The sequence below is a fragment of the Streptomyces graminilatus genome, from assembly GCF_001418565.1.
Classification (GTDB): domain Bacteria; phylum Actinomycetota; class Actinomycetes; order Streptomycetales; family Streptomycetaceae; genus Streptomyces; species Streptomyces graminilatus.
In genome coordinates, this window is sequence record NZ_LIQQ01000620.1 from 1 (window position 1) to 10,730 (window position 10,730).

The window sequence follows — 10,730 nt, forward strand, 5'->3', positions numbered from 1 at the left end:
GGTTCGTCGTGGCTGGTCGCGCGGTTCCCCGCGCCCCTCAAGAGCACTCCGTGCTCCTTTGGGGCCATCCGTCCGCGCCCCTTGGAAGCAGTGGGTCAGGGGCGCCACAGGGGGTGTTCCGTGTCTGCCCAGTTCTTGCTGACCGAGCCTGTTCTCAGGCCTCTGCGGGCCTCCGGGTCGCCCAGGGCCATGCCGATGTGGCCGGCCAGGACGATGCCGATGGTGAGCGCCAGCCAGTCGTGGACGAAGGTCGCGCTGGTGCGCCACATCAGCGGGGTGAGGTGGGTGAACCACATGAGCAGGCCCGTGCCGAGCATGACCAGCGTGGCGCCCGCGATCCAGGAGGCGTAGATCTTCTGGCCGGCGTTGAACTTGCCCGCCGGGCGCGAGGTGGTGCGCTTGTCGCGTCGCAGGGCCGCGCGCAGCCAGACGCGGTCGTGCGGGCCGAAGCGGTTGAGGTGGCCCAGGTCGGCGCGGAAGGCGCGGGAGGCCAGGCCCGCCAGGACGGGTACCGGCAGGGCGAGACCGGCCAGCTCGTGGACGCGGACCACCAGTGCGCGGCGGCCGACCAGCTCGGCGAACTCGGGGATGTACAGGCACGCGGCCGTCACCACGCACACGCCCATCAGCGCGGCCGTCGCGCGGTGCACCCACTTCTGGGGGCGGCCGAAGCGGCGTACGTCGGAGGCGGAGGCCGGGGGCGCCGGGGTGTCAGCTCGTGGGCTCATCGTCGCGTCCATTCGATTTGCCGACCCAGGCGTCGATGTCGTATCCGCGGTTCTCCCAGTAGCCGGCCCGAACGTCCTCGGTGACCGTGATGCCGGAGAGCCACTTGGCGGACTTGTAGAAGTACATGGGCGCGACATAGAGGCGGACCGGGCCGCCGTGGCTGTGGCTCAGGTTCTTGTCCTGCATGCGCAGCGCGACGATGACGTCGGCTCGGCGGGCCTGGTCGAGGGTGAGGCTCTCGCTGTAGGCGCCGTCGAAGCAGGTGAAGCGGACCGCGCCGGCCGAGGAGCGCACGCCCGCCGCGTCCAGCAGCCGGGACAGCCGTACGCCTTCGAAGGGCGTGCCCGGCACCCGCCAGCCCGTGACGCACTGGACGTCCCTGACCATTCTGGTCTGGGGCATCGCGCGCAGGTCGGCCAGGGTGTAGGTGACCGGTCGGTCCACCAGGCCGTCGATCTTCAGCTGGTAGTTGTCCGCGTCCTTGTGGGGTACGGAGGACGTCACCGAGTAGTAGCGGAAGCCGCCGCCGTTCGGGAGGAGGCCGGTCAGGCCGGTGGGGTCCCGCTCCGCCGCGCCGGCGAGGAAGGACTCCATGCCGCGCTGGAGGGCGGGTGCGGCGACCACGCCGAGGGCGCCCAGACCCAGGGTGCCGAGCAGCACCCGGCGCCCGATGGGCCTGCCCAGGTCCTGCCCTTCGCCTTCTCCGTGTTCTTCGGGTGGTGCGGGCCGTTCCGGTCGCTCTGGTCGTTCGGAGTTCACGTACCCATTCGAACACCCGTGACCCCTGTGGAGCCAGGAATCACGGGTGCGCGTTCGACTTCCGTAATCGCTTGCCTTCTCGGGCGGCCGTTCTCAGGAGGCGGTTTCCGCCGTCTCCGCCGACACGGCCGCCTTCTCCAGTTGGAACGCCTCGTTGCCGAGCCCGATACGTGCGTGCACCTCGGGCTTGCGGGAGCGCAGGACCACGCCCTGGACCAGGCCGACGACGGCGGCGGCGGCGATGATCGCGGGGAGCAGCCAGTTGAGGTAGGAGTCCGGGCCGGTGCCGACCAGGATGTCGAAGTCCTTGATCGTGTAGCCGGCGATGACGAGCAGGGAGATGCCCGCCAGTGCGGACGTCACCAGCCGCCAGGCCTGGGCGCCCACGGCGCCGCGCCGGGCGAAGAAGACGATGACCGAGAGGGAGGCCGCCGCCATCAGCAGGATCACGCCCAGGGCGCCGATGTTGCCCAGCCAGGTGAACAGCTTCAGCACGGGGGTGGTCGGGTCACCCGCCGGTCCGTTGTCGGACACCGCGAAGCCGGCCACGACCAGCACGGACACGATGGTCTGGAGCAGCGATCCGGTGCCGGGCGCACCGCTCGCGCCGGTGGTACGGCCGAAGGTCTCGGGCAGCAGCCCCTCGCGGCCCATGGCGAAGGTGTACCGGGCGACGACGTTGTGGAAGCTGAGCAGCGCCGCGAACATGCCGGTCACGAACAGGACGTGCAGGATGTCCGTGAAGGTGCCGCCGAGCCGGGACTCGGTGAGGGAGAACAGCAGTCCCGCGCTCTCCTTCTGCGCGGTACCGATGATCGCGGAGGGGCCGGCGGCGACGGTGAACGCCCAGGAGCTGATCGCGAAGAAGACGGCGACGAAGCTGACGGCGAGGAACATCACGCGCGGTACCAGGATGTGCGGCTTGCTGGTCTCCTCGGCGTACACGGGGGCCTGCTCGAAGCCGGTGAAGGCGGCGATGCAGAAGCACAGTGCGGTGCCGACGCCCGCGCCGGTGAGCGTGTCCGGGTTGAAGGCGTGCAGCGACAGGCCCTCCTTCGACGGGTCGGCGACGGAGGCGATGTCGAAGATGACGACGAGGGCGACCTCGATGACGAGCAGTACGCCGAGCACGCGCGCGTTGACGTCGATCTTCAGCCAGCCGAGCGAGCCGACGGCCAGCACGCCGAGCAACGCCGGTATCCACCAGGCGATCTCGGTGTCCAGGTAGGTGGAGAACAGTCCGGACACCTCGAAGCCGAAGATGCCGTAGATGCCGACCTGGAGGGCGTTGTAGGCGACGAGCGCGAGCATGGCGGCGCCCGCTCCGGCGGTGCCGCCGAGGCCGCGCGAGATGTACGCGTAGAAGGCGCCCGCGTTGTGGACGTGGCGGCTCATCTCGGCGTACCCGACGCTGAAGAGGACGAGGACCACGCCGAGGATGACGAAGAGAAGCGGCTGGCCGACGATGCCCATCACCGCGAATGTGGTGGGCATGACACCGGCGATCACCATGAGGGGACCGGTGGCGGCGAGCACGGAGAGCAGCAGCCCTCCGGTGCCGAGGCGGTCGGCGCGCAGTGCGCGGTCCTGCCCCTTGAACGTGCTGATGCCGCTGTCGCCGGTACTGGGTCTGCTCGTGCTCGAACTGCCCGTCGTCATCGCGGGGTTGTCCTTTCGGGCGGGTGGAGATCTTCGGGGGGGACGGAGATTCTCAGTGGTTCGGGGGGTGTGCGAAACGTGGTGCGGAGGGGGTGAACCGGTGCGTGAGACGTGGGGTGTTACACCGTGCCGATCGATGCTTCGCGGGCGGCGCGGAAGGCGGCGTGCGCGTCGCGGTCCGGGTAGGACCACGGAACGGGCGTCTGGTGCGGGCCGATCCGGTGGAACAGGGCGGCGGCCTCCGCACCCCGGCCCTCGCAGAACTTCGCGTGGGCAAGGAAGTTGAGGTCGATCAGCCGGCGCGGGTGGTCGTCACGCTCCCACTCCAGCCACCAGTCGAAGGCCGCCTTCATCACCTGCCGGGCCCGCCGCCCGGCCCAGTGCCCGGAGGACGCCGGGTCGGTGGACTCCATGCCCGCGCCGGCCAGGACGCGGTAGCGCTCGGCGTGCGCGACGACCGGCAGGATCGCCAACGGCGAGTCGGCCGGGGCCTGTTCGACCGCCCAGTTGGCGAAGTCGTACACCTCGTGCAGCGGGTCCTGTCCGGCGGCGGCGCGGCGCTCGGCGAGGCGGGCGACCATCAGGTGGTGGGCGTGATGGTGGTCCGGACAGCGGTGCCGTACCTCGTCGAAGAGCTGTACGACGGTCTCCTCGGCGCCCAGGTCGCGCTCCAGCTGGAGCAGCCCGAGCCAGGGCGTGGGGTCGGCGGGAGCGAGCGCGACGGCGGCCTGGCAGGCCTCGCGGGCGCGGGCCGGCTTGTCCTTGCCCGCGAGGGCCCGCTGGACGGTGGCCGCGGCGAGCAGGACGTTGGCGTCGGCGGAGTCCGGTTCGGCGAGGAGCCAGTCGCGGGCCCAGGCGGCGGTGCCGGACTCCAGGGCGAGGACGGTGACCCGGTGCCCCCGGCGGTCCCAGTCGTCGCCGGTGGCGGTGAGCAGCGCGGAGACGTCCTGCCAGCGCCCCTGGGCGAGCGCGGAGCGCGCGGCGACGAGGTCGGTGTCGTCGAGCGCGGCGTCGAAGGCCTGGCCGGCACGCTTGCGGCCACGGCCCAGAGGGGGTGGAGGTGGAGACACCGCGGGGAACTTCCTCACACGACGCGGTCTGTCGACGGCGATCGATCGACGGCCATCGGCTGATCACGGACAGCAAACCCTCCACCAATGCTTCACGTCAAGGCCGGAACCGCCCGCCGCAGGTGTCAATTACGCATCCGTGTAGGACAGTTGACCTGACGCGCGACAGACCCCTGCACGGGCCGACAAGCCCACAAAGATGACGCTAAGTCGCGACAGAGCCACCCGCCGGACGGACGTGCCCCCGTCGGCTCCACGATTCCGTCACATGTCCGGGGCGGGACCCGCCGGGGGCGGCTAAAGTCGGCCCTACCACACCCCACAATCAGCCACGTCATCGAGGTACCCGGAGTGTCCGTTCTGGTTCTGGCTCTCGCCGTGAGCGCCGCCTGCTGCCTGGGCCTCGGCTTCGTCCTCCAGCAGAACGCGGCCCGGCAGGCGCCCCTGAGCGACTTCCTCTCCCCGCGCCTGCTGCTGGACCTGGTGCGGGTACCGCGCTGGCTCGGCGGCATCGGACTGATGGTGGCGGGCATGGTGCTCGGCGCGGTCGCGCTGAGCGAGGGCGAGGTGTCCCTGGTCGAGCCGCTGCTCGCGACGAACCTGCTCTTCGCGCTCGCCCTCTCCCGCAAGCAGACGAAGCAGCCGCTGGGCCGCCAGGGCTGGGCCGGCCTCCTGCTCCTGGCGGGCGGGGTGACGGCGTTCATCGTGGCGGGCGAACCGCGTGGCGGCACGGCCGTCACGAACCCCTGGCGCCACTGGCTGATCATCGGCGCGATGCTCGGCCTCGCCCTGCTCCTCACGGCGTACGCGAAGCGCTCCCGGCTCAGTGCGGGCCCCGCCCTGCTGGCCCTGGCCGCGGGTCTCCTCTACGGCGTCCAGGACGCCCTGACGCGGGTCAGCGGCCAGCGCTTCTCGGAGGGCGGCCTGGTCCACCTCCTCACCGGCTGGCAGCCGTACGCCGTGCTGTTCCTCGGCCTCACCGGCCTGATCCTGGTCCAGAGCGCGTTCGAGACCGCCCCCCTGCGCATGTCCCTGCCCGCCCTCACGGCGGCCCAGCCCCTGGCCGGGATCGTCTGCGGCGTCGGCTTCCTCGGCGACCGACTGCACACCGACACCGGGGCCCTGGCCTGGGAGGCGGCGGGCCTCGCGGCGGTGGTCCTGGGCATCGTCCTGCTGGGCCTCCACCCGGCGATGCCGAGCGGCACCACGGAGCAGGCGATGGGCTTTGATGGCGGGCATGAGCAGTCACTCCCACGAGAACACTCCCGCTGATCCGACGGCCCCCGCCGACATAGCCGCTCCGGCTGCTGCGGTCTCTCCGGTCTCTCCGGTCTCTCCGGCTGACGAGATCCTCGACATCGTCGACGAGAACGACGAGGTCGTGGGCCGGTCCCCTCGGGGCGAGGCATACGCGCGCGGGCTGCGTCACCGCTGCGTCTTCATCCTGGCCAGGGACGCCCGGGGCCGGGTCTTCGTCCACCGCCGCACCCCCACCAAGCTGGTCTTTCCCTCCCTGTACGACATGTTCGTGGGCGGAGTCGTGGGCGCGGGCGAGTCGTACGACGACGCGGCCCTGAGGGAGGCCGAGGAGGAACTCGGTGTCACGGGCCTGCCCCGCCCCGAGCGTCTCTTCAAGTTCCTGTACGAGAACGGCACGGGCCAGAGCTGGTGGTCGGCGGTGTACGCGGTCCGCTGCGAGCTGCCCGTCCACCCGCAGGTGGAGGAGGTCGCCTGGCACGCCTTCCTGACGGAGGACGAGGTGGAGCGGCGGCTGGGCGAGTGGGAGTGGGTGCCGGACGGCCTGGCCGCGTACGAGCGCCTCAGGCGGTTCCGGTCGGCCGAGAGCACGTAAGGTTCCTGCGTGTGATCGAGTTCGCGCGAAACGTCCGGCTGTGGTTCGCCCCACGGGAGATCGGCGAGGAGGGCCACACCCCCGACTACCGTTTCTCCCTGGCCAACGAACGCACCTTTCTTGCCTGGCTGCGTACCGCGCTGGCACTGATCGGCGGCGGATTCGCCGTGGACCAGTTCCTGCCCGACCTGCGGTGGGGATGGCGCGTGGGGCTGGCGCTCGCGCTGCTGGCGGCCGGGGTGCTGTGCTCGCTGCGGGCCGTGAACCACTGGGTGCGCTGCGAGCGGGCGATGCGGCGGGGCGAGGATCTGCCGGTGTCCCGCTTCCCGGCGCTGCTGAGTCTCGCGGTCACCGTGGTCGCGGTCGCCATGGTGGTCGTCGTACTCGTCCGGGGGAACGGGTGAGCGAGGCAGGCGTGCGGGATCCGGGGCTGCAACCGGAGCGGACCCGGCTGGCGTGGCGGCGTACGACGCTGTCGGGCACCGTCGCCGCCGTACTCGCCGGGAGGACGGCGCTGCACGGCGGGCCGTCGTCGGCCAGGATCGCCGTGTGCGCGGTGTGCTGCGTGCTGTGGGTGTGCTTTCTGGCCGTCGCCCACCGGCGCATCCGGACACTCGCCACAACGGGCGACGACGGTCCGCCGGCCCTCGCCGCCCGGCACGCCACCGCCGCGGCCCTGTGCGCGGTCGCCCTGGCGGTGTGCGGGGCGCTGCTCGTTCTCTGACGCTCCGACGTCGGAGCGTCGGAGAACGCCCGGCTCGACCGCCCGGCTCGTCAGGCCTCTTCCGCCCAGTCCACCGTCACCACGATCTTGCCCCTGGTGCGGCCCTCGGCGTTCAGCCGGTGGGCCTCCGCCGCGCGTTCCAGGGGGAACGTGTCGGACACGTGCAGCGAGAACACGTCGTGTTCGACCAGTTCGGCGAGGTGCGTGAGGTCCTCGGCGTCCGGGCGTACGAAGTAGTACTTGCCGCCGAAGCCGACGACCTCGGGGTCCGCGATCGACACCAGGCGGCCCCCGGGAGCCAGCAGCCCCACCGAGTCGCGCAGCGTGTCGCCGCCGACGGTGTCGAACACGGCGTCGATGCCTCGCGGGGCCAGTTTCCGGATCCGGTCGGCCATGCCCTCGCCGTATGTCACCGGGTCGCCGCCCAGTTCGCGTACGAAGTCGTGGTTGCGCACGCTCGCCGTGCCGATGACGTGCGCCGCGCCCAGATGACGGCGGGCCAGCTGGACCGCGACGGAGCCGACCCCGCCCGCCGCCGCGTGCACAAGGACGGTCTCGCCGGTGCGGACGCCGAGCGCCTTCGCGAGCACCTGGTAGGCGGTGAGCCCGACGAGCGGCAGCCCGGCCGCCTCCTCGAAGGAGACATTGCGGGGCTTGCGGGCGATGGTGCGCACCGGGGCGGCGACGTACTCGGCGAAGGTGCCGCGCGAGAGGAAGTCCTCGCGTACGTAGCCCATGACCTCGTCGCCCACGGCGAACTCGGAGACGGAGGCACCCGGACGGACCACGACCCCGGAGACGTCCCAGCCCGGGATCACCGGGAAGACGGCGTCCAGGATGCCGTCGAGATAGCCCTCGCGGCACTTCCAGTCCACCGGGTTGACCGACGCCGCCCGCACCTTGATCAGCACGGAGTCGGGCCCGACCTTGGGGTCCGGGGCGTCCTCGACGTACTCCAGGACATCGGGACCGCCGTACCGACTGTAGGTAATGGCTTTCATCTGTCTGGCCCTCCGGTTTCCTAATGTCCGACCTTCCGGGGTGGGCGGGCGCCACGCAAGTCGAATAGCCCGAAATGGATGTTTTGCGTGGCAGCCTGTTCCGCGTCACCACCAGTACTTCCGTACCCCGGACGTCCGAAGGCGAGCACCATGAGCACCCTGCACCAGGAGCACTCGGCCCACGAGCACACCCACGGTCCGGACTGCGGCCACACCGAGGTGCCGCACGGCGACCACGTCGACTACGCGCACGACGGTCATCTGCACCGCGCGCACAGCGACCACTGGGACGAGTGCGAGCCCGGCGGGCACGTGGCGCACGAGGCCCACAGCCATGCGCACGGGGACGGCTGCGGCCACCCGAGCGTGCTGCACGGCGACCACATCGACTTCCTGCACGACGGCCACCGGCACGCGGCGCACCAGGACCACTGGGACGACCACTGACGATCTCCGGCCACCGGAACCGCTCCTCCCGCCCCGCCTGACCGGCGTCTCGCCTCCCCGCACCGGAAGCGAGACGCCGGTCACTTTTCGTCCACCCACTGGACGACATACCGACCGGTCGGCATCATGAGGCGGGTCAATCCTGTTTCCGTACGCGTAGGAGCGATGATGCCCCCGGACGACCTGCCAGGTCTCGATCTCGACCGGTTGCGCGGCCTGCTCGACGCCGAACGCCCCGGACTCGTGCACGGCCCCCTGACCGGCCGGCTGATCGAGGGCGGCCGGTCGAACCTCACCTACGCGGTCACCGACGGCACCAGCAAATGGGTCGTGCGACGCCCCCCGCTGGGCCATGTCCTCGCCACCGCGCACGACATGCGACGCGAGCACCGGGTGATCAGCGCCCTGCATCCGACCGCCGTACCGGTCCCGCGTCCCGTGCTGCTGTGCGAGGACCCTGAGAACGGGGCGGTGCCCGGGGCGCCGTTCTACGTCATGGAGTTCGTGCCGGGCACGCCGTACCGCACGGCCGGGCAGCTCGCGCCGATCGGTCCCGCCCGCACCCGGGACGTGGTGCTGTCGCTGGTGGACACGCTCGTCGAACTGCACGCGGTGGACCCCGCCGAGGTGGGCCTCGCGGACTTCGGCCGGCCCGAGGGCTTCCTCGACCGGCAACTGCGGCGCTGGGGAAAGCAGTTGGACGCCTCCCGCAACCGTGAGCTGGCGGGCATCGACGAGTTGCAGGCCGCGCTCGGCCGGAAGCTGCCCCGCTCCCCCGCCCCCGCGATCGTGCACGGCGACTACCGGCTCGACAACGTCCTGATCGACACGGACGACCGGATCACGGCGATCCTCGACTGGGAGATGTCGACGCTCGGCGACCCGCTCACCGACCTGGGCCTGCTGGTGATGTACAGCATGCCGCTGGGCGCGCCCGACTCCCCCGTCTCCACGACCGCCGAGGCCGCCGGGCATCCGACCCCGGCCGAGCTGATCGAACGGTACGCGGCGCGCTCGGGGCGGGACGTCTCGGCGGTCTCCTGGTACACGGCGTTCGCCTGGTTCAAGCTGGCCGTGATCCTGGAGGGCATCCACTACCGCTACACGCTGGGCCAGACGGTCGGCGCGGGCTTCGACCGCATCGGGGACCTGGTCCCCGTCTTCATCGACCACGGCCTGACCACACTTCGCACAGGCCCGCACACAGGACTTCACACCGGTCTCCAGGAAGGCTGATCATGGACTTCGCGTTCGACGCGCGCACCGAGGAACTGCGCGCCAAGCTCCTCGCCTTCATGGACGAGCACGTCTATCCCGCCGAGCCGGTCGAGCACGAGCAGCGCGCGCGGCTGGCCTCGCCGTGGGACACCCCGGCCGTGATCGAGGAGTTGAAGGCCGAGGCCCGCCGCCAGGGCCTGTGGAACCTCTTCCTGCCGGACGCCCGGCACGGCGCGGGCCTCACCAACCTCCAGTACGCCCCCCTCGCCGAAATCACCGGCCGTTCCCCGCACTTGGCGCCGACCGCGCTGAACTGCGCGGCACCGGACACCGGCAACATGGAGGTGCTGGCGCAGTTCGGCGACGAGCAGCAGAAGAAGCAGTGGCTGGAGCCGCTCCTCGCGGGCGAGATCCGCTCGGCGTTCGCGATGACGGAGCCGGAGGTGGCCTCGTCCGACGCGACGAACATCGAGACGCACATCCGGCGGGACGGTGACAGTTACGTCATCTCGGGCCGCAAGTGGTACATCTCCGGGGCGATGAACCCTCGCTGCCAGATCTTCATCGTGATGGGCAAGACCGACCCGGACGGTGCCGACATCCGGCGCCAGCAGTCGATGATCCTGGTCCCCCGGGACACTCCCGGTGTCACCGTCAAGCGGGCCATGCAGGTGTTCGGCTACGAGGACCACTCCCACGGTGGTCACGCCGAGGTGATCTTCGACGAGGCGCGGGTGCCCGCGGCGAACCTGATCGGCGAGGAGGGCGGCGGCTTCGCCATCGCGCAGGCGCGGCTCGGGCCCGGCCGTATCCACCACTGCATGCGGCTGATCGGGATGGCGGAGCGGGCGATCGAGCTGATGTGCCGGCGGGCCGTGTCCCGGACCGCCTTCGGCAAGGCGCTGGCCCAGCAGGGTGTGGTCCACAACTGGATCGCGGACGCGCGGGTGACGGTGGAGCAGCTTCGGCTGCTGGTGCTGAAGACGGCCTGGATGATGGACACCGTGGGCAACAAGGGGGCGCACGCGGAGATCCAGGCGATCAAGATCGCTACGCCGCGGGCGGTGGTGGACATCATCGACAAGGCGATTCAGTTGCACGGGGCGGGTGGGGTGAGTCAGGACTTTCCGCTGGCGGAGCTTTGGGCGAGTGCGCGCACCCTGAAGCTGGCGGACGGCCCGGACGAGGTCCACCAGCGGTCGCTGGCGCGGCGGGAGCTGAAGCGGTACATGTAGTTTTCCTCGCCCCCGCCGCCCCTTCCCGTCCCGTCC

At 71.1% G+C, this 10,730-nt stretch carries 12 protein-coding genes; 7 read left to right on the forward strand and 5 right to left on the reverse strand.

The window, feature by feature from the left end; all coding sequences use genetic code 11:
- Positions 1-95: 95 nt before the first annotated feature.
- From AOK08_RS38390 to AOK08_RS38405, 4 genes are all read right to left on the reverse strand, one after another.
- Positions 96-728 (reverse strand): cytochrome b/b6 domain-containing protein, encoded by a 633-nt coding sequence (locus AOK08_RS38390; RefSeq protein ID WP_055534723.1) that lies wholly within the window; start codon positions 726-728, stop codon positions 96-98.
- Positions 712-1,488, reverse strand: a complete 777-nt coding sequence (locus AOK08_RS38395; RefSeq protein WP_079054526.1) for a molybdopterin-dependent oxidoreductase — start codon at positions 1,486-1,488, stop codon at positions 712-714. The genes AOK08_RS38390 and AOK08_RS38395 overlap by 17 nt, the downstream gene beginning before the upstream one ends.
- 93 nt (positions 1,489-1,581) lie before the next feature.
- Positions 1,582-3,147, reverse strand: a complete 1,566-nt coding sequence (locus AOK08_RS38400; RefSeq protein ID WP_055534725.1) for an APC family permease — start codon at positions 3,145-3,147, stop codon at positions 1,582-1,584.
- Between the two features lie 119 nt (positions 3,148-3,266).
- Positions 3,267-4,217, reverse strand: a complete 951-nt coding sequence (locus AOK08_RS38405) for a hypothetical protein (RefSeq protein ID WP_055534727.1) — start codon at positions 4,215-4,217, stop codon at positions 3,267-3,269.
- A gap of 351 nt (positions 4,218-4,568) precedes the next feature.
- Here AOK08_RS38405 and AOK08_RS38410 point away from each other — a divergent pair, with 351 nt between their 5' ends.
- The 4 genes from AOK08_RS38410 to AOK08_RS38425 are packed head-to-tail and all read left to right on the forward strand — an operon-like array spanning position 4,569 to position 6,793.
- A complete protein-coding gene (locus tag AOK08_RS38410; RefSeq protein WP_055534729.1) occupies positions 4,569-5,489 on the forward strand; it encodes a DMT family transporter in 921 nt (306 codons plus the stop codon).
- The gene (locus tag AOK08_RS38415; protein WP_079054527.1) at positions 5,446-6,069 is read left to right on the forward strand and encodes an NUDIX hydrolase; all 624 of its coding nucleotides are present in this window, start codon (positions 5,446-5,448) and stop codon (positions 6,067-6,069) included. The genes AOK08_RS38410 and AOK08_RS38415 overlap by 44 nt, the downstream gene beginning before the upstream one ends.
- A gap of 11 nt (positions 6,070-6,080) precedes the next feature.
- Complete coding sequence (locus AOK08_RS38420) at positions 6,081-6,473, forward strand: YidH family protein (protein ID WP_055534731.1); 393 nt, start codon at positions 6,081-6,083, stop codon at positions 6,471-6,473.
- Positions 6,470-6,793, forward strand: a complete 324-nt coding sequence (locus tag AOK08_RS38425) for a DUF202 domain-containing protein (protein ID WP_055534733.1) — start codon at positions 6,470-6,472, stop codon at positions 6,791-6,793. Before AOK08_RS38420 ends, AOK08_RS38425 begins: the two co-directional genes overlap by 4 nt.
- A 50-nt stretch (positions 6,794-6,843) precedes the next feature.
- On the opposite strand, the gene AOK08_RS38430 is transcribed toward AOK08_RS38425, so the two are convergent.
- A complete protein-coding gene (locus AOK08_RS38430) occupies positions 6,844-7,794 on the reverse strand; it encodes an NADP-dependent oxidoreductase (RefSeq protein ID WP_055534735.1) in 951 nt (316 codons plus the stop codon).
- 150 nt (positions 7,795-7,944) lie between these two features.
- Here AOK08_RS38430 and AOK08_RS38435 point away from each other — a divergent pair, with 150 nt between their 5' ends.
- The 3 genes from AOK08_RS38435 (at position 7,945) to AOK08_RS38445 (ending at position 10,694) form a co-directional block, all read left to right on the forward strand.
- The gene (locus AOK08_RS38435) at positions 7,945-8,241 is read left to right on the forward strand and encodes a hypothetical protein (protein ID WP_055534736.1); all 297 of its coding nucleotides are present in this window, start codon (positions 7,945-7,947) and stop codon (positions 8,239-8,241) included.
- Positions 8,242-8,409: 168 nt separating this feature from the next.
- Positions 8,410-9,477: a phosphotransferase family protein gene (locus AOK08_RS38440; protein ID WP_055534745.1), complete on the forward strand. Its 1,068-nt coding sequence runs from the start codon at positions 8,410-8,412 to the stop codon at positions 9,475-9,477.
- Between the two features lie 2 nt (positions 9,478-9,479).
- Positions 9,480-10,694, forward strand: a complete 1,215-nt coding sequence (locus tag AOK08_RS38445; RefSeq protein ID WP_055534738.1) for an acyl-CoA dehydrogenase family protein — start codon at positions 9,480-9,482, stop codon at positions 10,692-10,694.
- Positions 10,695-10,730 lie beyond the last annotated feature (36 nt).

Coding starts and splice junctions, on each gene's coding strand:
- AOK08_RS38445 (WP_055534738.1), top strand. CDS start 9,480: ATGGACTTCGCGTTCGACGCGCGCACCGAGGAACTGCGCGCCAAGCTC.
- AOK08_RS38415 (WP_079054527.1), top strand. CDS start 5,446: ATGGCGGGCATGAGCAGTCACTCCCACGAGAACACTCCCGCTGATCCG.
- AOK08_RS38440 (WP_055534745.1), top strand. CDS start 8,410: ATGCCCCCGGACGACCTGCCAGGTCTCGATCTCGACCGGTTGCGCGGC.
- AOK08_RS38390 (WP_055534723.1), bottom strand. CDS start 728: ATGAGCCCACGAGCTGACACCCCGGCGCCCCCGGCCTCCGCCTCCGAC.
- AOK08_RS38400 (WP_055534725.1), bottom strand. CDS start 3,147: ATGACGACGGGCAGTTCGAGCACGAGCAGACCCAGTACCGGCGACAGC.
- AOK08_RS38435 (WP_055534736.1), top strand. CDS start 7,945: ATGAGCACCCTGCACCAGGAGCACTCGGCCCACGAGCACACCCACGGT.
- AOK08_RS38430 (WP_055534735.1), bottom strand. CDS start 7,794: ATGAAAGCCATTACCTACAGTCGGTACGGCGGTCCCGATGTCCTGGAG.